Origin of the sequence: Halomonas sp. SSL-5 (genome assembly GCF_030708455.1) — a bacterium.
Classification (GTDB): Bacteria; Pseudomonadota; Gammaproteobacteria; order Pseudomonadales; family Halomonadaceae; genus Halomonas.
The window spans coordinates 1-19,962 of sequence record NZ_JAUYWF010000001.1 but is presented as its reverse complement, the minus strand read 5'-3'; the positions used below and the strand labels follow the sequence as shown (position 1 = coordinate 19,962).

Below are 19,962 nucleotides of genomic sequence, written 5' to 3'. Positions count from 1 at the left end.
GCCTCGGGGGCAACTGTCCTTGCCGGTCTGGCCTGCAGAGAATACGGATCAACAAGGAAACACGACGCCTCGCTGACGCGAAAGCACGCGTGACAGGCTTCCTTGTCGATCCAGGCTCCATGCGCCCAGTCAACAGGCCATCAGGTCGGCGGCGGTATGGAGAGACCCATAACAAGACCCCCGAGGTGACACCATGGACAAGACCCGTCTTGAAGGAAAGAACTGCCTGATTACCGGTGCCGCGCGTGGCATGGGTGCCGCCGTTGCCGAGCACTATGCCGCACAGGGCGCCAATGTGTGCGTGGCCGACCTCAACCTCGAAGGCTGCGAGGAAGTCGTGGCACGCATCAAGGAAAAGGGTGGAAAGGCTATCGCGGTGAAGCTCAACGTGACCGAACGTGAGCAGATGAAGGCGGCCGTCCAGGCCACCGTCGAGGCCTTCGGCGGCCTCAATGTCATGGTCAACAACGCCGGCATCAACAAGCCGCTGATGTTCCTCGATATCACCGAGGAGAACTGGCAACAGATCATGGACGTCAATGCGCTGGGCTGCCTGCTCGGCATGCAGGAAGCCGCCAAGCAGATGATCGAGCAGGGCAAGGAGAACGGCCCCTACAAGATCATCAATGTCGGCTCCATCCTCTCCCGCCAGGCCTTCGATGACGTAGTGCCCTACTCCTGCAGCAAGCACGCCGTGCTGGCCATGATCAACGGTGGTGCCAAGGCGCTGGTCGACCACAACATCACCGTCAACGGCTATGGCCCCGGCGTCGTGCGCACCGAGCTGTGGGAGCAGCTCGACAAGGACCTGGTCAGCATCGGCAAGTTCGACAAGCAGGGCCAGTCCATGGACGAGCTCGCCGAGAAGATGATCCTGATGAAGCGCTACTCCTACCCGGAAGACGTGGTCGGCACGGCCTCCTTCCTGGCCAGCCCCGAGTCGGACTACATGACCGGCCAGCTGCTGATGATCGACGGCGGCATGATCATGCAGTAATGCCACCGGCGACCCGGCGGGTAGCTTAGTAATACCCCCTGTCGCGCATCACCCGGTCGGCCCTGTCCTGCGCCATGGACAGGGCCTTCTTGATGGAACGCCGCCCGTCCAGCACCTCGAAGATCTCGTGACCGGCGATACTGATCACCTCCGTGATGCCCGGCACCGGGGGGCGCGGCCAGGCCTGCAGGATGTCCTTCCTCGCCATGTCATCCACGATCTCGATCAGCGGAGACAGTGCCGAGACCTCCGGGTCCTGGCTGACGCTGAAGCGCGGGGTCACCAGGCTGCCGTTTAGGATGTAGAGCTTGGACATGTTGGCCGAGGTGAGGTGACGAAGTGCCGTCCAGACACTCTCGATCCGCTCCTCGGGGAGATTTGCCGGAATGGCCAGGGCATAGCCTCCGATCGGGGTGATCACGCGGCCATGATTGCCGATCGGGTGCGGCAGGTAGCCGGTGTTCCCCCAGGCCGGTGACGTCCGATCGAGCTCGATGAGCGGGGCCAGCAGCGTATAGCAGTAGGCCATGCAGGCTTCACCGCTCGCATAGGACTGGGCGCGCTCGTACCAGGCCATGTGGAGGATGTTGGGCGGCGAGTACTTGAGGATATCCAGCATGTACTCGCAGGCGCGGTAGGCGGCGTCCGACTGGAACATCGGTCGCAGCTCTTCCCCGGTTGCCTGCTGGAAATCATAGCTACCCTCGCGGCGGCGAAGGTTGATGATCGGCTGCCCGAACTTGGCCATCAGAAAGCTGAAGGTATGGCCCAGCGGCGTGCCTCGCGCGGCGTTCCAGGCGATGCCATAGCGCCCCCTGCCGGGGTCGTGCAAGCGCCTGGCTACCTTGATCAGCTCCTCGGTCGTGGTGGGGGGCGCGAGCTGCGCCTCCTCGAGGATATCCTTCCGGTAACAGAGCAGCTCCGGCGTGGTCTGCAGTGGAATACCGTACTGCTGCCCGGCGTAGCGCGTGCTCTGAATGGCGACCGGGTGGAAGTCGGACAGGTCGTAGGCATCGCAACGAATGAAGCGGTCGAGGGGCAGCAGAATCCCCTTCGACGCCAGCTCGCCGAACCAGGGGAGGTCGCAGGCGACGAGGTCGTAGCGAGAATTGGTGCGACCGGCATTGTCCAGGATCGCCTCGAGCAGGTCGTCGATCGACCGGGCCGAGTTGTGGATCTCGAGGCCGAAGATCGATTCCAGCTGCTGCTTCAGGTTGTGCATCGCCATGAAGGTGGGATCGGCGTGAATGAGCCCCCGCAGCCCGCCCTTCAGCTCGAGTCGTGCCGACAGCACCCCCGGCGGCGAGATCACGCGATCCGTCGCGGCCGCGTCGAGGAAGATGCGCCGGCCGGCCTCCGACGCCGGATCCACACCGAACAGGGGGCCCAGGAGGCCCTTGATCCGGTGCGCATAGGCCTCCCACTCATCGATCATCATGGGCGAGGGGTGCAGCGAGACGGTCTTGCCCGACTTCGTCCTGGGGCGTGACAGGATCAGCCCGCGCTGGATGATGCTCTCGATCCCGCGCTTAGCGGTGCCGTAGGAGAGCCCGGAGGCATCCGCCAGCGAGGTGGGCGTCGTCAGTCGGCCGGCGAGGTGGTTGCGCATGAGATGGAGCATCATGCGCATCTCCCGGTAACCGTGGCTCAGGGAGAGCGAGTGTTCGGTCTCCTCCTCGAACTTCTCGATGAAGTCGATGAAGCGCGAGAGCTCCGTATTGGAGAGCTTCGGCCTCGGCGTCTGGGACAGCCTGTCGTAGGGCCCCTCGGGACGGCTCTCGTCGGGGAGGTCGCTCATGGTCGCCTCGGGGCAGGATGGAGGGAGAGCCACAAGATAGCGCCGCCTCGCGCCTGGCGGCAAACGCGTCGCCAACGCGACTATCCCCAGCCGTCAACGATCAGCCGAATGCCCAGCAGGATCAGCAGGCCCAGGATGATCCGGAAGAAGAGCTCACCGTTCAGCCGTTTCTGTATGACCAGCCCCAGGCGCACGCCCAGCCAGGCCACCGGGATCAGCAGCAGCGCGATGGTAAGGTTTTCGACATTCAGCAGGCCGAGCATGCCGTAGGGCACCAGCTTGACCAGGTTGGTGGCGGCCAGGAAGACCACGGCGGTTCCCAGGAACTGCTCCTTGGAGAGCCGGCACTGCAGCAGGTAGAAGTTGAGCGGCGGGCCCCCGGCATGGGCGATGAAGCTGGTGAAGCCGGCGATGCCGCCGCTCAGCCCGCCGACCCAGACCGGCATGACGCGGCCGCGGAAGGGCTTGAACAGTCCCCACAGGCCGAACAGGATCGAGAACGCCCCCAGCACCACCTTGAGGAGGGCCTCATCGACGCGGCCATAGGTCAGGTAGCCGACCACCACGCCCAGCACCGCCGGGGGGAACATCAGCCACAGCACGGCCCCCACCCGGTGGCGCCACCAGGCCTTGAGGCTGAAGACATCCATGACGATCAGCAGCGGCAGCATGACGGCCACGGCGAAGGCCGGGCTGGCCTTCAGCGAGATCAGCGGTACCGCCACCACCCCGACGCCCCCGGCGAATCCCGACTTGGAGATGCCGGTAATCAGCACGGCGATGATGATCAATACAATGAACTGCCAGTCATACGCCATATGACGCCTCGTGATTTCCGGAAGAGAATAAAAAAGGGCCGTGCTAACACGGCCCAAATCGGAGGAACCTGCAGTGTCCCGTGCCTGCCTCGGCGTACCGAAGTGGCAGCCTCTCGGCCCTGTCAGAGGAACTGGCAGACCTCGTCGAACTCGAACCGATCCTGGCGCGGGAAGAGCGCCGAGGCATCGCCGTAGCCCAGATTGCAGAGGAAGTTGCTCTTCACCCGACCATCGGGGAAGAACTCCTCATCCACGGCCGCATTGTTGAAGCCGGACATCGGGCCGGCATTCAACCCCAGGGCGCGGGCGGCCAGGATGAAGTAGCCCCCCTGGATGGAGCTGTTGCGGAAGGCCGTGGCGTTGATGAAGTCCGTCTTGCCCTCGAACAGCGACTTGGCATCCTTGTTGTGGGAGAACATGCGCGGCAGGTGCTGGTAGAACTCGGTGTCATAGCCCAGCACGGCCACCACCGGCGCCTTCATGGTCTTCTCCTGATTGCCGGGAAGCAGTGCCGGCTTGAGCCTCTCCTTGGCTTCCTGGCTCTTCAGGAAGAGCACGCGAAGGGGCTGGCAGTTCATGGAGGTCGGGCCGAAATGCATCAGGCGATACAGCTCGCGCAGCTTCTCCTCGCTGACCTCCTGATCCGTCCAGACGTTATGGGTACGTGCCTCGGTGAACAGGGTCTCGACCGCGTGGTTATCGATGACAGTCATGTCGCTTTCCTCTTGCTGGATGGTGGTTTCTGGGTGGTTTCGTCTTGCGATGCGACTAGCGGCTCGCCTTGAGGCCGAAGTCGTATGTCAGATGGCGGAAGGGGACTTCCATCGACCGTCCATCCGGTGCTCTTCCCGGCGGCAGCAGTTCATACGCCCTGACCAGGGAATCCTTGACGCCGAAGACGGCATCGGAGTCGAGGTAGGGATCGTCCTCGGCGAAGACCTGGGTCACCAGGGTTTCAAAGCCCTCGGCCATCAGCATGAAGTGCACATGCGCCGGCCGGTAGGGATGTCGGCCGGTGATCTCCAGCATCTGGCCGACCGGGCCGTCGGTGGGGATCGGATAGGGTGAGGGGGTCACCGTCCAGAAGGCATAGCGTCCCTGGTCGTCGGTGGTGAATCGGGCCCGCAGCGAGGCACTCTCGAGCTCCTTCTGGACGTCGTAGAACCCTTCGCTGTCCGATTGCCAGACATCGACCACGACATTGGCCAGCGGCTCGCCGCGCCCGTCATGCACCCGCCCCTCCACGAAGAAGGGCTCTCCCTCGACGTTCCAGTCGATCGACTCGCCCTGGGCAGCCTGGGGCGGGTCGGCCACGTAGAAGGGACCCAGCACCGTGCTTTCCGACACCATGGGGTCGGACGTCTGGTGGTTGATGGCATCGACCAGCATCGTCACGCCCAGGGTATCGGAGAGCAGGATGAACTCCTGGCGCTTGTCGTCGCACATCTGGCCGGTGCGGGTCAGGAAGTCGATGGCCTGGGTCCACTCCTGCTCGGTGGGCTCCACCTCACGGATGAAGGCGTGCAGGTGGGTGACCAGGCTGTTCAGTATGCTCTTCAGGCGCTCGTCACTGCAGCCGGCGAACTGCTCGATCACGGCATCCGTGATGTTCTCGGCATTCAGGTTCCGCATGGGGTCATTTCCTCTCGATGGCCGGCAGCCCGGAGAGGCGCTCGGTATGGTGGATGGTGGCGATGTAGTCATCCTCACCGTGCCCCGTGCCGATCAGCGAGCTGTAGGCCTCGCGCATCTGGGCGGCCAGGGGCACGGCGACGCCGTCCCCATGGGCACAGCCGAGGATCAGGTCCAGGTCCTTGGCCATCTGGGCGGCCGAGAAGGTGGAGGTGAAGTCGCGGTCCTTCAGCGGCTGGGTCTTGTACTTGACCATCGGCGAGCCCACGGCGCTGTCGGCCATCAGGTCCAGCATCGCCTCCCAGCCGATGTTGCCCTTGCGGGCCATCGCCAGGGCCTCGCCCATCATCCCGGCGCTCACCGCGATCATCAGGTTGATCGCCAGCTTGGCGTAGCGCGCCTGCTCCTCGTCACCCAGCCAGTACTGGGCCTTGGTGAAGGTGGACATCACGGGCACGGCCTCATCCAGCGCCTCGCGCGGGCCGGAGACCATGGCCGACAGGGTGCCGGACTCGGCGGCGACCGGGTTGCCCGACACCGGACTGCGCAGGTAGGCGATGCCATGCTCCTCGGCGGCGGCGGCCACCCTGGCGGAGGCCTCGATGCTGACGGTGCTGGTCTCGACCAGCACGCTGCCCGACGCCAGCTTCGCCAGCAACTGGCCGCTCTCCAGCGTCAGGCCGAGCAGTGCCCGGTCATCGGGTATCGAGACGAAGACCAGGCGGCAGCCCTCGACGGCAGAGGCCAGGTCATCGTGTGCCGTGATGCCGACCTGTTCGGCCAGGGCCATCCGCTCGGCGCTGAGGTCGAATCCCTGGACGGGATAGCCGGCCGCGGCGATCCGCGTTGCCATGGGCAAGCCCAGCTTGCCAAGGCCAACCCAGGCTACCTTGGTGGTGGTTGTCATTGTGACGCCCCCTCTTGTTGGCGTGACTGAAGCTCGGCGTAGATGCGGTGACCGGAGGCTGCCAGGCGGCAGATCCCCTCCTCGACGTCCGCCAGCAGCTTGCCGTGTCGCTTGTGGAACGCTCCCGCCACCATGACGCTGTCGACATTGGCGAGACTCGCCTGCATGACCACGGTCGAGACCGGATCGCTGACCGGCTGCATGTTCAGCCGACCGCTGTCCAGCAGCACGATGTCGGCCTGCTTGCCCGGCGTCAGGCTGCCGATGCGCTCCCCGAGCCCGAGGGCGCGGGCACCGTCGACGGTGATCCACTGAAGCGCCTCGCGGGTGCGGATGGTCGAGGTGTCGGGGATGCTGCCCTGCTCGCGCCGCGAGGCGTCGTTGTCCAGCGAGCGCTGCATGCCCAGCGCCATCCGGGCCACCGTGAACATGTCCCCGGAGATCACCGATTCGAGATCCACCCCCAGGGAGACGACGCCGCCGTGCCGGCGAACGTGGCCGGTGATCGGGAAGCCGTGCCCCTGGGTCATCTCGTTCTCGGGGGCGATGGAGAAGGTCACGCCCTTCTCGCAGAACCGCGCCAGTTGCCCGTCGCTGAGGCTCTGCCCATGCACGATGTTGATGTCCGGCCCCAGCAGTCCCTTCTCCTCGATCACGTCCCAGCCACCGGCGGTGACCGCCTTGCCGCCGCCCTGGTGCATGGAGGCCACCAGGCCGAACTCCCTGGCCAGTTCGAAATCGTGCAGGGTGACATCGAGGGTGGAGTAGTGCGGCCCGAGGATGGCCAGGCCCAGGGTCACGCGCCCCTCGCGATCCCCCAGCGGGCCGGCGAGCAGTCGCTCGACCTCGCTTCGCGGATGGGGAATCTCGCTGAAGTGCGGCTGGCCCGGCTTGGGGTCCGGCTTGGGCGAGCCATGGAAGAACAGCGCCCGGATACCGGACGCCTCGAGCCCGCGAATCGCCGCATCGGTATGCTCGGGCGTGGGGTTGTTGTGGCACCAGTCGCCCAGGGTGGTGGTACCGCAGTTGAGCTGGTTGAGCGCCCCCATGCGCGTGGCGATATGGATGTCATCAGGGCTGAACAGGGTCGCCAGGCCGCGATGCACGTGGCCGAAGTACTCGAGCAGCGTCCAGTTGGCGGCGACGCCGCGCAGGGCCGTCTGCCAGGTATGCATATGGGCATTGACCAGCCCGGGGATCAGGATGCCGCCCCGGCAGTCGATGACCTCGGCCCCCTCGGCGGGAAGGTCCTGGCCAACCGCCAGGATACGATCGTTCTCCACCAGCACCTGGCCATCGGCCAGATCGCCGATCTCGGGGTCCATGGTCACCACGGTGGCATGGGTCAGCAGGGTCTTCATGCGTCGGTCACCTCCCTTGGGGTCGGTCGACGGCCGGCATGAGCATCGCTCAGGAGGCGATGGATGCCCTCGGCCTCGATCTCGCGGGGATTCCAGTAGGGATTGCTCGTGGCGATCTGGGTCGCCCGGTCGATATCGCTCTCCTGCAGGCCGATGTCGGCCAGGGCCAGGGGCGCCCCCACGGCGCGCGCCAGGTCATGGAGCCCGCCGGCCGCATCGTCGCTGCCCAGCGCACGGGCGATGCGGGACATCGCCTCCGGGGCGGCCCCGGCGTTGTAGGCCACGGCGTGGGGCAGCACGATGGTATGGGTCTCGGCATGGGGCAGGTCGAAGGAGCCGCCCAGGGTGTGGCAGAGCTTGTGGTGCAGCGACATCCCGACGGAGCCGAGGCAGGCGCCGCACAGCCAGGCACCATAGAGGGCATCCGAACGCGCCTCCTGGTTGGCCGGCTCCTTGGCGATCACTGGCAGGCTGCGCGCCAGGGCCGCAATACCCTCCTCCGCCATCAGCGAGACCACCGGGTTGCGGTCCTTGGCGTAGAGCGCCTCCACCGCATGGGCGATGGCATTGATGCCGCTGGTACCGGACATGCCGACCGGCAGACCCAACGTCAGGTCGACGTCGTAGATCACCACCTCGGGGAGTACCTCGAGGGTGCGCTGGGTCGTCTTGAGGCCGTCCCGGGTTTCGCCGAGGATCGGCGTCATCTCGGAGCCGGCATAGGTGGTGGGGATCGCCACCTGGGGCAGGCCGGTGCGCAGGGCGATGGCCTTGCCCAGGCCGATGGTGGAGCCGCCCCCGATGGCCACGGTACAGTCCGCCTCGAGTTCCTCCAGATGGCGCATCGCCGCGTCGGTGATCTCGACCGGGGTGTGCATCCTGGCCTCGGCGAAGAGGCCGGCCCCGAGCTCGCCCAGTTGGGCGAGCACCTCGCGGGCCTGGCCGGCCTGCTCGGGCGTTGACAGGACGAGGGCCCGGTGGCAGCCCAGCTCACGGACCTCGTCGGCGAGTCGGGACAGGGTTCCCTGGCCGAAGATGACGCGTGACGGCAGGCCGTTGTAGATGAAGGGCATCATGGTGGTGTCCTCGTGATTGCGTGGGAAGGTCCGGCGCGGTTCGCGTGAGCACATCAGGCCGAGGCCGCGGGGGCAGGCCCGCGGGCGTCCGTGACGTACTGCCCGGTGATGGCCTGAACCAGCTTGTCCTCGGATACCGCATCGCCGTCGAATTCCGCCGTCACCCGGCCGTCGTACATGGCGATGATGCGGTTGCTGACACCCAGCACCTCGGGCATTTCCGACGAGATCACCAACACGGCATAGCCCGACCGGGCCAGTTCCTTGATCAGCGCATGGATCTCGGCCTTGGAGCCCACGTCGATGCCGCGGGTCGGCTCGTCCAGGATCAGCAGCTTGGGATGGGTATGCAGCCACTTGCCGATGACGATCTTCTGCTGGTTGCCGCCACTGAGGTTGCCGACCTTCTGGCGCCAGCTGGGCGTCTTGATCTTCATCGCCTGCTGGTACTTGTCGTAGACGACCCTCTCTTCCCCGGTCTTCATGAAGCCCATGGAGGAGACACTGCCAAGCGCCGAGAGGGTCATGTTGTCGCGACAGTTCATCCCGAGGATCAGGCCCTGATCCTTGCGATCCTCGGGGACCAGGGCGATGCCCTTGACCACCGCATCGTGGCTGGAATGGATCGTCTCGGCCTTGCCTTCGAGCAGGATCTCGCCGGCCGATGGCTGACGCAGACCGAAGATCGTCTCGGCGACCTCGGAACGGCCCGCACCGACCAGGCCGTACATGCCGACGATCTCGCCCTTGCGGACGTTGAAGCTGATGTCCTCGAACACCCCATTCACGGTGAGGTGACGCAGTTCCAGCATTTTCTCGCCGAACTCGCTGGGCTTGCTGGCATGATCGAGTTCGAGGGTCCTGCCGATCATCAGCTTGGTGACCTCATCCTCGCTGGTCTCGGCCGTGTTCAGGGTCCCGTTGTACTCGCCGTCTCGCAGGACCGAGATGCGCTGAGAGAGGTGGAAGATCTCGTCCATGCGGTGCGAGATGTAGACGATGCCGACCCCCTGCTCCTGGAGGTTGCGGATGATGTCGTAGAGCACCGGCTTCTCGTGATCGGTCAGTGATGCCGTCGGCTCGTCGAAGACCACGATCCGGGGCGTGAAGACCAGGGCGCGGGCGATCTCGACCATCTGCTTCTTGGCGATGGAGAGGTTGCTGACCATGTCGCGGGAGCTGAAGGTGCACTTGAGGCGCTGGAGTATCTCGGTGCTGTCGGCATGCAGCTTCTTCCAGTCGACGCGATTACCCCGTTTCAGCGGCAGGCTGCCCAGGAAGATGTTCTCCGCCACCGACATCTCGGGGACCAGCGACTGCTCCTGGTGGATCAGCACGATGCCGCTCTTCTTGGCCTGCTTGGGGTTCTCGAAGGACTTCTCCTCGCCCGCCAGGATGATCTTCCCCCCGTTGGGCTGGTGCTTGCCGGCCAGCACCTTCATCAGGGTGGACTTGCCGGCGCCGTTCTCGCCCAGCAGGGCATGGACCTCGCCCGCCCTGACGTCGAAGCTGACCTTGTTCAGGGCCACCACACCGGGAAACTTCTTGGTGATGTCGATCAATGACAGGACGGGGCTCGAGGAACTCGCACCGTGAGCGGTGTTCCGGTTCATGGCTGCAGTGCTCATATGCTGACTCCCTTGCTGGCATGGACGTTGAGCCGCTGGTCGATGATCAGCACCGAGATCAGGATGACGCCGAGAATGACCAGCACGTAGAAGGCCGGTACCTGCATCAGGTTCATGCCGTTGCGCAGGATGCCGATGGCCAGCACGCCGCCCAGGGTGCCGGTGATGCTGCCGAATCCCCCTGTCAGCTTGGTGCCGCCGAGCACCACGGCCGTGATGGTCCAGAGCTCGTAGTCACGGCCCAGGTTCGGCGTGGCGGCCCCCATCTGGGTCGCCAGGAGCACCCCGGCGAGGGCGGCGAAGAACCCCACGATGATGAAGTTGATCATCATGTGGCGGCCGATGCGGATGCCCGCATCCAGGGCGGCCTCGGGATTGCCGCCCACGGCAAAGGTATTGCGACCATGGCCGGTCTTCTTCAGCACCAGGTGCATCACCAGGGTGCAGATGAGAAAGATGATGGCGAGCACGGGAAACGGCCCGATCGAGGCGGTGCCGAAGTCGGAGAAGGCGAAATTGGTGGCGTAGAAGGACTGCTCTTCGGTGTAGACGAAGATGAGGCCACGGACACCGATCATGGCCCCCAGCGTCACGATGAAGGCGTTGACGCCGGTCTTCCAGACGATCAGGCCATTGATGGCACCCAGTACCAGGCCCGATGCCAGGGCGGCGATGACCGCGATGGTGATGCCATAGTCCTGAAGGCCGACCGACAGGGATGCCGCCAGGCCCAGGACGGCGCCCACCGAGAGATCGATGTTGCCGTTGATCATCACGTAGGTCATGCCCAGGGCGATCAGCCCGATGGTCGAGGTCTGGACAAGGATATTGCTCAGGTTGCCGACGGAAAGGAAGTACTCCGACATGAAGCTGAAGAAGACGGTGATGGCGATGACAAATACCCAGATCGGCTGGATGAAGCCACTGCCCTTGAGAAAATCCTTCATGTTAATCATGTTGATCACCAGGTTCAGGAGTGAGTCGTGAACAGACGCTTGCGCTTGTTGGCAAGGTCCAGCCACACCGCCAGGATGATGATCACCCAGGTGACGAGCCATTGGGTGTAATAGGGATACCCCAGCAGCAGCAAGCCATTCTGGATGAAGCCCAGGATCAATACCCCGATGATCGTCTTCCAGACACTCCCAGCCCCACCCAGCAGGCTGGTTCCCCCGAGGATGATCCCGGCCAGCACCAGCAGTTCGTAGCCCTGCCCGACGTTGTTCTGTGACCCCATGACCCGCGAGCCCAGCACCAGGGCGGCACAGGCCACGCAGAAGGCCGAGATCAGATAGGTACTGAACACGCACCAGTTCTTGCGGATACCGGAATAGACGGCGGCGGCCGGATTACCACCGACGGCGAAGATGCGCCGCCCATAGCTGGTGTAGGACATGACGACCTGCACGATGATCGCCAGCACGGCGAAGAGGATGATCGGGACCGCAATACCCAGCACATAGCCGCGTCCGAAGAAGGCGAACCAGGTGTCGCTCTGGTTGGCGATATCGACGTTCTTGCCACCGCTGTAGATCAGCACCAGTCCCTGGATTGCCGACAGCATTGCCAGGGTGACGATCAGTGAATTCAGCCGCATGAAGCCGATGAGGAAGCCATTGACGGCCCCGATCAGTAACGTGAGGACGAACATCAGGATGATGGCACCGGCCGGCCCGATCTTGTCATGCAGGTCGACGACCAGCACCGTCGAGAAGGAGAGCATCGACCCGACGGAGAGATCCAGGTTACCGCCGATGATGACCACCGTGACACCCACGGCAATGATGCCGATGATCGAGGCCTGGCGGACCACCGTCATGATGTTTGACTGGGAAAGAAACTGTTCGGAGAACAGCGAGAAAGCAAACATGCAGATAAGGAAGAAGACCAGGATGCCCTGAGCAGAAAGAAAGTTCAGGAGACCTGCCTTATACTTCTTATTCAGCATGATGGCTTGTTTACCTTGTTCTACAGAAGCCATGATACTCACCTATATTGGCGCTATGACTGAAGGCCAGGGCGTTTCCGTTGCAGTCGATGACCCGTTGGCATACCCGGGGGAATGCCATCGAACCAAGTGACTTTCTGACCATTCGTCAAGGCCAACGGAGTGTAGTTTTCGGTATTCCGCGTGGGCCTTCATCGACCGTTGCGGAGCCATTGGCCAGGGATACGCGGGATGGCACGAGCTCTTTTCGTGCCCCGAGGCTTGCGATATTCAGAACACGGGCTTGTCGAACTCGGCCAGGTTGTCGGCGGTGATCTTGGGTGTCTCGAAGAAGTTCATCTTCGGCACCTCTTCACCCGCCAGGACATCGAGGGCCGTCTGGAGCGCCGCCTCGGCGTCATCAACCGGGGACTGGTAGATGGAGCCGTAGTACTCGCCACGCTCGATGGCCTCGTAACCCACGGCGAAATTGGTGGCACCGATGAACACGATCTCATCGGCACGGCCGGCACTCTTGGCGGCATTCAGTGCACCGACACCCATGTTGTCATCGCCGGCATAGACGCCGTCGATGTCGTCATACTTGGTGAGGAAGTTCTCCATGACCCGCTGAGCCTTCTCGCGGTTCCAGTCCGCGGGCTGGGTCTCCACGAGCTCGACTCCGGGGCACGCCTCGGCCAGCTTATCCTCGAACCCCTTCGAGCGCTCCATGGCGGTGGTATACCCAGGCTGGCCGGCGATCTGAACGATCTGCCCCTCGCCATCGAGGGCCTCGCACATCATCTCGGCGGAGGAGGCCCCCTGCTGGACGTTGTCGGGGCCCGAGAAGGCCGCAATATAGTCAAGGCCCGCCTCGGCGATCTTGGAGTTGGTCACCACGACGGGGATGCCAGCCTTGTGGGCCTGGCGGATGGCCGGGATCACCGCCTGGCCGTTGGTCGGCCAGATGATGATGGCATCGACGCGCTGCTGGATGAGGTTGCGCACTTGGCCGATCTGGCGGGCCACATCACCGCCGGCATCGAGCACGACGACGTCGACATTGCCATGCTCGGCAGCGGCTTCCTCAAAGGCGCTTTCATAGGTCGTCTGGTAGCTGTCGACACCGACATTGTTCTGGGTGATGCCGATCCGATAGGACTCCTCGGCCTGGGCAAGGCCCGCGGAGAGAATCATGACACTGGTCGCTAGCGCTGTTTTGTAGATCATGTTGTCACCTGCTTTGTTTTAGTTTGCTCTCGCCGACTCGCCGGAGGGGCTTGTCAGGGACAGGGGGGAGCTTAGGGCCGAGGCTTGATTCCCCGCAACGCGACCAACCTGGCGAAATGACCAATCTGGATACTTTCTCGGCCCGCTTCGCCCGAGGAAGGGGCAATGGCAGGGAGAAGGCGGCCTTGTTGCCTGTTAACCCGCTGTAATGACAGGGGGAAGCACCAACGCAACTGTTACTGAGGAATTCCGTGATCGCGGCACCGCGATGGGGCGGATACAAGGCGCCCCGCCTGCGAAACACAGGCGGGGCGCCGGGAGTTAACTCCCCGAAGGCCGGGGAGATGAAGGCAAGTGGGGCGTCAGGCCACCGGCGTTCACCGGCTGGCCGGCCTGCCGCGCAGCATATCGAGCGCGCCGCGCTCAGTGATCTGGCGGTTCGAGCAGCCGCTGCCAGGCCTCGATCACCACCTGGCGATGCTCCTGGAACGCCTCATTGCGGCCACGGGCCGGCTCGCGGGTCAGCGAGGCGCGGTGGGCGGCGCTGCGCAGCGCCAGGTAGGCGTCGCGCAGGCGCTGGCACTCCCGGGCCGGCAGGCGCTCGGTGCTCTCCAGGGTCTCGAGGATGCGCATGTTGTCGCTCCACTCGAGCAGCTCCGGGGTCTCGTGGCCCATGGCCAGCACGGCGTACTGACAGAGGAACTCGAGGTCCACCATGCCGCCGGGGTCGTGCTTGAGGTCGAACTCCCCCTCCCCGCTCTTGCCCGCCAGGTGATCGCGCATCTTGTCGCGCATCTTCACCACCTCCGTGCGCAGCGCCTGGCTGTCACGCCGGGTGCCGAGGATCTCGCGACGCACCTCATAAAAGCCCTCGGCCAGCCGCGGGTGCCCCGCCACCACTCGGGCACGCACCAGGGCCTGGTGCTCCCAGGTCCAGGCCTCGCGGCGCTGGTAGTCGGCGTAGGCGTTGAGCGAGGTGACCAGCAGCCCGGAATTGCCCGAGGGGCGCAGCCGCATGTCCACCTCATACAAGGTACCGGCCGGCGTCACCGCGGTGAGCAGGTGAATGAGGCGCTGGCCCAGGCGGGTGTAGAAGACGCCGTTGTCCAGCACTCGCTTGCCGTCGGTCTCGCCCTGGGTGGCACCGTCGTGGATGAATACCAGGTCCAGGTCGGAGCCGTAGCCCAGCTCGATGCCACCCAGCTTGCCGTAGCCGACGACGAGGAAGGCGGGCTCGGCGTCGGCGCGGCCACCGTCGGCCAGTTCGGGGAAGCCGTGCTTGCGGGTCAGGTGCTTCCAGGCCATGGCCAGCACCGCCTCGAGGATCACCTCGGCGATATAGGTGAGGTAGTCGCTGACCTTCATCAGGTGGCGGGTGCCGGCGATATCCGAGGCCGCCACGTGCAGCGTCTGGGCGTGTTTGAAGACCCGCAGGGCCTCGAGCTGGGCCTCCTCGTCCTCCTCGGGGATCCGCGCCAGGGCCTGGCGGAGCTCATCGGCGAGCCGCGTCTTGTCGGCGGGGGTATAAAGGGTCTCGGGGGTCAGCAGCTCATCGAGCAGGATCGGGTAGCGCGCCATGTGTTCGGCGATCCATGGGCTCGCCGCGCAGAGCGTCATCAGATGGCCCAGGGCATCGGGATTCTCGCGCAGCAGCGCCAGGTAGGCGGTGCGCCGCAGCACCGACTCGATCAGCGGCAGCACTCGCTCCAGGGCGGTATCCGGGGTGTCGCTCGCCGCGACGGCATCGAGCAGCAGCGGCAGCAGGGCCTCCAGGCGCTCGAAACCGATCCGCTGCATGCCCTGCACCTGCCGGGAGTGATAGAGCGTGGTGAGCCGACGGGCCGCGGCGGTGGGGTCGGTGAAGCCGGCTTCGTCCAGCAGTGCCGCGCCCTCCTCCTCGTCGAGCTCGCCGCGCCACAACGCCCGCCACTGCTCCAGGGGAATGCCGCCGGCGGTCGCCTCGGCGACCTCCTCCACCTCCTCCTCGGGCTCGGCGATCACCGCGTCGAAGTGGCGGCGCACCCGGGCACGGGCCTCGTCGAGGCAGGCCATCAGTGCCGGCCAGTCCTCCATGCCCAGCGCCAGGGCGACCCGCTCACGGTCGAGGTCGTCAGCGGGCAGGCTCTGGGTCTGGCGATCCTCCAGGGCCTGCAGGGCGTGCTCCAGGTCGCGCAGGAAGACGTAGTCGGGCAGCAGCTCCTCGACCACCTCGGCGGGCAGCAGCCCGAGCTCGGGCAGGCGCTCCAGGGCGTTCTTCAGCGAGGTCACCTGTAGCTCTGTGTCGCGCCCCCCACGGATCAGCTGGAAGGCCTGGACCACGAACTCCACCTCGCGGATACCGCCGGGACCGAGCTTGATGTTGCCCTCCATGCCCTTGCGGCGCACCTCGCGATTGATCATGCCCTTGAGTTCGCGCAGCGACTCGATGGCGCCGAAGTCGAGGTACTTGCGGTAGACGAAGGGGCGCAGCCCGGCCAGCAGCTCGGCACCGGCGTCCAGGTCACCGGCCACCGGCCGCGCCTTGAGCATGGCGTAGCGCTCCCACTCGCGACCCTGGTCCTGATAGTAGCCCGACAGTGAATTGAAGCTGCCGACCAGGGGGCCGCCGTCACCCAGCGGGCGCAGGCGCATGTCGACCCGGAAGGCGAAGCCATCGGCGGTGACCGCATCCAGGGCACCGATCAGCCGCTGCCCCAGCTTGGTGAAGTACTCCTGGTGCTCGAGGGACTTGCGGCCACCCGCGGTCTCGCCGTTCTCGGGAAAGGCGAAGATCAGGTCGATATCCGAGGAGAGGTTGAGCTCGCCGGCGCCGAGCTTGCCCATGCCCAGCACCACCAGGCGCTGCTCGCTGCCATCGCGACGCGGTGCGGGACGTCCCCAGCGCGGCTCGAGGAAGCGCTCCAGCCAGGCCAGTGCCGCTTCCAGGCAGGTCTCGGCCAGCCGCGACACCGCCGCCGCGGTGGCCCACATGTCGATGCCTTCGGGCCGCGTCAGGTCGCGCCACACGATGCCCGTCATGCGCGCGCGCCGGAAGCGGCGAATGGCGGCGTGCATGGCCGCCTCGTCCGCGGCCTCTTCGAGGCGTTCGTCGAGCCAGCCGCGCAGGACCTCGGCCTCCGGGGTGGCGTCCAGCTCACCATTGGCATCCAGGTGCAGGAGCCAGTCGGGATAGCGCACCAGCGTCTCGGCCACGAAGTCCGATACCGCCAGCACCCGGGCCAGCTGCTCGCGACGCGACTCGTCGAGGCCCAGCCAGTCTTCCAGGGGGGAGTCGCGGTCGGTCATCTTCGCCAGGTTATCGGCCTGGCCCAGCGCCTCGGCCAGCCGCACCCGCGTTCGCTCCAGTGGCGCCTTCAGGGGAGCGGGAATATCGATCAGCGGCAGGAAGTCATCGGGCAGGGGCATGGGCGTCTCGCATCCGAATTGGCGAATACTCCCAGCATAGCGAAGCGGGGCCCCTGCTGGCACCCACCATGGCGACGCATCAGCCGAAGAATTTCTGTCCCAGCAGCAGCAACCAGGTCAGACCGGCCAGCAGCAGCGATGCCATGACCGCGGCGGAGCCGAGGTCCTTGGCGCGCCCGGAGAGCTCGTGATGCTCGGGGCCGATACGGTCCACGACGCTCTCGATGGCGCTGTTGAGCAGCTCCACGATCAGCACGAGCACGCAGCTGCCGACCAGCAGGATCCACTCCACCGGCCCATCACCGACCCACCAGACCAGCGGCAGCAGCAGCAGGCAGAGGGTCAGCTCCTGGCGAAAGGCCGACTCGTGCCGCCAGGCGGCCTTCAGCCCCTTCAATGAGTAACGGGTGGAGTGCACCAGATGTCGCCAGCCGGTATGTCCGGGTTTCATCGTCGATTCCTTGGAGTGTTGACCAGGCCGCTCAATAGTTGTCGATCATCTGCTCGAGATCCAGCGCCAGGGGATCCAGCACCTCCGGCCAGCTCAGGTAGGGCGTGCTGCCTGTGCCATTGACCAGCACGCTGAACGCTCCCCAGCGGCCGCTGGCGGTGCGGAAGTAGCCACTCACGGCCCTCACCGCCACCGGCTGATTGAGGGTGCCGGTCTTGAGCATCACATGACGCTGGAAGGTGTCGGAGCCACGGCGAATGAAGCGCATCACGCCGTTGTCCGGGGACTGCAGGGTCGCCACGAAGCTGGGGAACAGGGAGGGACGGTGGTAGAGGCTATCCAGCAGCGCATTGGCACCGCGAGCCGAGGTGCGGTTCTCCGGTGTCAGTCCGCTGCCGCTGAGCAGGGTCACCGGCCCATGATCGGGGATGCCGGCCACGAAGGCCTCGATGGCGGCGCCCCCTGAACGCAGGTCGGCGCGTGGCGTCTCCACCAGGTTCAGGGCCAGCATGTCGGCCATGTAGTTGTTGGAGTAGTGCATAGCCCGCAGCAGCAGCTCCTGCAACGGCTTGCCATCCACGGCGGCCAGCGTTGTCGCGGACGTCGGCGGCGGCGCCTGGGTGGTATCGGCCCCGCCGGCGATCGCGATACCCGACTGGTCGAGCATCGCCAGCAGCGTCAGCGCCATCTGGTCGGCCGGATCGGAGCTGGCCCGATAGATATCCCGCGGGTGGGCATTGGTGGAGATCTGGCCGCCCAGCAGCATCACGTCGCGCCCATCGCGGGTGACGCGCTCGGCGCTGATCTGGGTGCCACTGTTGTCCGGGCGGGTCACCACGCGGTTGTCGATGGCCAGGATGGCCGCCTGGCTGTCGCAGCCGGTGACTCTCGCCGGCTCGCCGGGCGCATCCGCCGGTGCCACATTGACGCACCAGTTGCCGTAGTTGACCCCGGCCGAGGAGAGCAGCGCGCTATAGGCGTGGCGGGTGCGCTCGCGGGCCTCGCAGCGGTCGGTGGTGATGCACTCCACCGGCCCGAAGCGCCACTGGCTTACCAGCAGTCTGCCGCTCACCTCACGAACCCCCGACTGATACAGCCGCTGGACCAGACGCCACAGGTCCTCGCTGGTCAACGCCGGATCACCACCGCCATCGAGTATCAGGTCACCCTCCAGGATCCCCTCGGCGTTCGGACGCCCCTCGCTCACCAGCCGCGTGGTGAAACGGTGCTGCGGCCCCCAGCGATCCAGGGCCGCCGCGGCGAGGTAGCTCTTGCTCACCGAGGCGGGGGATAGCTGTCGCTCCGGCTCGATGGCCGCCAGCACGCTATCGTCATCCAGCAGCCGCGCCTCGGCACTGAGATGAAACCCCTTGTCGGTCAGGCGAGAGACGCTATCGAAGCCGGAAGCCTGGGCGGACATGGCGAGACACAGCGGCAGGATGAGGGCAGCAAGGCGAAAAAGGCGGCGCATGGCAGGGCTCGTTCAAGGAGGTTGTGTTGTGTCGTGGGCGTCAGTGGGCCGAGACGGAAGAGTACAGCTGAATCACCGCGACGCCGCCGATGATCATGGCGATACCCAGGAGTGCCGGCAGGTCCGGCTTCTCGCCATAGAGCAGGACACCCGCCACGGTCACCAGCACGATGCCGAGGCCCGCCCAGATGGCATAGGCGATGCCTACCGGAATGGTGCGTAACACCAGGGCCAGCAGATAGAAGGCCAGGCCATAACCCACCACTACGGTCACGCTCGGCCACAGCCTGGTGAAGCCCTCCGAGGCCTTCAGGGCGGTGGTACCCACCACCTCGGCGACAATGGCCAGGGCCAGATAGACGAATGCCATCAGTGTTCTCCTTGCTCTGCGGGAACCAGCGCGGGGTCGGGCGACAGCTCGGCCACCAGCCGCCACAGCGGCTGACCGCTGACGTGGTACTTCCTCTCGAAGGGTGTCAGGTAGGTCTCACCGGGAAGGTGGGGCTCCACGGCCGCCTCCCCCCCGGTGGCCTGCTGCAGCGCCAGGCAGAACTCCTCCAGGTAGAGCCTCCAGTTGGAGCGCAGCTCCAGGCGACCGCCCAGGGCCAGGATGAAGGGCAGTACCGGATGGCCATGCCAGCGCAGCTTGAGAAGCGCCGCCTTGGGATAGGGATTCGGATAGAGCAGGTAGTGACGCGCCGGCCGCCAATCCGCCCGGAAGGCGAGCCGCCAGAAATCCACCAGGTCGGCACGCACCAGCAACGCATTGTCGGGCAGTGGCCCGTGCTCGCGACTCAGCCGACTGTCGCTGCGATCCACGCCGATCAGCGCATGGTCGGGAAAGGCCTCGGCCAGCCGGCGAGTGGAAAGGCCCACCCCGCAACCGGCATCCAGGATCAGCGGCATCTCGCCGCGCGCCTCACGCCAGCGAGCGGCGGAGGCGAAGGCCTCGCGGGTGTGCTCGGCGACCGGCTTGCGCCACGGATGCTGCAAGGCCCGCGCCACGCGTGCCTCTAGGGCCGTATGCGGGCCCGCCTGATTGGTAACGATGCGGCGAGATGTGGCTTGCATGACGACCTGCTGCGACGTGAAACGAGCGCTGATTCTACCAGCCCCGCCTGGCCGCCGCATGGCACCCCAGACGCAAAAAGCCCCGAACTCACAGGGAGCTCGGGGCTTTTCTCAATAAGTGCCTGACGATGACCTACTCTCACATGGGGAGACCCCACACTACCATCGGCGCTGAGCGGTTTCACTGCTG

At 65.4% G+C, this 19,962-nt stretch carries 17 protein-coding genes; 1 reads left to right on the top strand and 16 read right to left on the bottom strand.

Going from position 1 to position 19,962, the window contains the following annotated elements; translation table 11 throughout:
• Positions 1-193 precede the first annotated feature (193 nt).
• The gene (locus RAN53_RS00085) at positions 194-997 is read left to right on the top strand and encodes an SDR family NAD(P)-dependent oxidoreductase (protein WP_305794777.1); all 804 of its coding nucleotides are present in this window, start codon (positions 194-196) and stop codon (positions 995-997) included.
• Between the two features lie 25 nt (positions 998-1,022).
• Here the strand turns inward: RAN53_RS00085 and RAN53_RS00080 are convergent, their stop codons facing one another.
• The 16 genes from RAN53_RS00080 to trmB form a co-directional block, all read right to left on the bottom strand.
• On the bottom strand, positions 1,023-2,795 hold the full coding sequence (locus RAN53_RS00080; protein ID WP_305794776.1) for an ABC transporter substrate-binding protein: 1,773 nt from the start codon (positions 2,793-2,795) through the stop codon (positions 1,023-1,025).
• Positions 2,796-2,875: 80 nt separating this feature from the next.
• Positions 2,876-3,613: a sulfite exporter TauE/SafE family protein gene (locus tag RAN53_RS00075; RefSeq protein ID WP_305794775.1), complete on the bottom strand. Its 738-nt coding sequence runs from the start codon at positions 3,611-3,613 to the stop codon at positions 2,876-2,878.
• 122 nt (positions 3,614-3,735) lie between these two features.
• Positions 3,736-4,326: a malonic semialdehyde reductase gene (locus tag RAN53_RS00070; protein ID WP_133637235.1), complete on the bottom strand. Its 591-nt coding sequence runs from the start codon at positions 4,324-4,326 to the stop codon at positions 3,736-3,738.
• A gap of 55 nt (positions 4,327-4,381) precedes the next feature.
• A complete protein-coding gene (locus RAN53_RS00065; RefSeq protein ID WP_305794774.1) occupies positions 4,382-5,245 on the bottom strand; it encodes an intradiol ring-cleavage dioxygenase in 864 nt (287 codons plus the stop codon).
• 4 nt (positions 5,246-5,249) lie between these two features.
• A complete protein-coding gene (locus RAN53_RS00060; protein ID WP_305794773.1) occupies positions 5,250-6,152 on the bottom strand; it encodes an NAD(P)-dependent oxidoreductase in 903 nt (300 codons plus the stop codon).
• Positions 6,149-7,513: an amidohydrolase family protein gene (locus RAN53_RS00055; protein WP_305794772.1), complete on the bottom strand. Its 1,365-nt coding sequence runs from the start codon at positions 7,511-7,513 to the stop codon at positions 6,149-6,151. Before RAN53_RS00055 ends, RAN53_RS00060 begins: the two co-directional genes overlap by 4 nt.
• Positions 7,510-8,586 (bottom strand): maleylacetate reductase, encoded by a 1,077-nt coding sequence (locus tag RAN53_RS00050; protein ID WP_305795123.1) that lies wholly within the window; start codon positions 8,584-8,586, stop codon positions 7,510-7,512. The genes RAN53_RS00055 and RAN53_RS00050 overlap by 4 nt, the downstream gene beginning before the upstream one ends.
• Positions 8,587-8,642: 56 nt before the next feature.
• Positions 8,643-10,217 carry a sugar ABC transporter ATP-binding protein gene (locus RAN53_RS00045; RefSeq protein WP_305794771.1) on the bottom strand — a complete coding sequence of 525 codons (1,575 nt, stop codon included), beginning with the start codon at positions 10,215-10,217 and terminating at the stop codon, positions 8,643-8,645.
• Entirely contained in the window at positions 10,214-11,173 is a 960-nt protein-coding gene (locus RAN53_RS00040) for an ABC transporter permease (protein WP_305794770.1), read from the bottom strand. Before RAN53_RS00040 ends, RAN53_RS00045 begins: the two co-directional genes overlap by 4 nt.
• A gap of 14 nt (positions 11,174-11,187) precedes the next feature.
• The gene (locus tag RAN53_RS00035; protein WP_305794769.1) at positions 11,188-12,198 is read right to left on the bottom strand and encodes an ABC transporter permease; all 1,011 of its coding nucleotides are present in this window, start codon (positions 12,196-12,198) and stop codon (positions 11,188-11,190) included.
• Between the two features lie 237 nt (positions 12,199-12,435).
• Positions 12,436-13,374, bottom strand: a complete 939-nt coding sequence (locus tag RAN53_RS00030) for a sugar ABC transporter substrate-binding protein (RefSeq protein ID WP_305794768.1) — start codon at positions 13,372-13,374, stop codon at positions 12,436-12,438.
• Positions 13,375-13,797: 423 nt separating this feature from the next.
• A complete protein-coding gene (gene glnE, locus RAN53_RS00025) occupies positions 13,798-16,779 on the bottom strand; it encodes a bifunctional [glutamate--ammonia ligase]-adenylyl-L-tyrosine phosphorylase/[glutamate--ammonia-ligase] adenylyltransferase (protein ID WP_305794767.1) in 2,982 nt (993 codons plus the stop codon).
• A gap of 79 nt (positions 16,780-16,858) precedes the next feature.
• Entirely contained in the window at positions 16,859-17,230 is a 372-nt protein-coding gene (locus RAN53_RS00020; protein WP_305794766.1) for a diacylglycerol kinase, read from the bottom strand.
• A 31-nt stretch (positions 17,231-17,261) separates the two neighbouring features.
• Positions 17,262-18,701 (bottom strand): D-alanyl-D-alanine carboxypeptidase/D-alanyl-D-alanine-endopeptidase, encoded by a 1,440-nt coding sequence (gene dacB, locus RAN53_RS00015; protein WP_305794765.1) that lies wholly within the window; start codon positions 18,699-18,701, stop codon positions 17,262-17,264.
• 40 nt (positions 18,702-18,741) lie between these two features.
• The gene (locus RAN53_RS00010) at positions 18,742-19,074 is read right to left on the bottom strand and encodes a DMT family transporter (protein ID WP_414842944.1); all 333 of its coding nucleotides are present in this window, start codon (positions 19,072-19,074) and stop codon (positions 18,742-18,744) included.
• Positions 19,071-19,772: a tRNA (guanine(46)-N(7))-methyltransferase TrmB gene (gene trmB / locus RAN53_RS00005; RefSeq protein ID WP_305794763.1), complete on the bottom strand. Its 702-nt coding sequence runs from the start codon at positions 19,770-19,772 to the stop codon at positions 19,071-19,073. Before trmB ends, RAN53_RS00010 begins: the two co-directional genes overlap by 4 nt.
• Positions 19,773-19,962 lie beyond the last annotated feature (190 nt).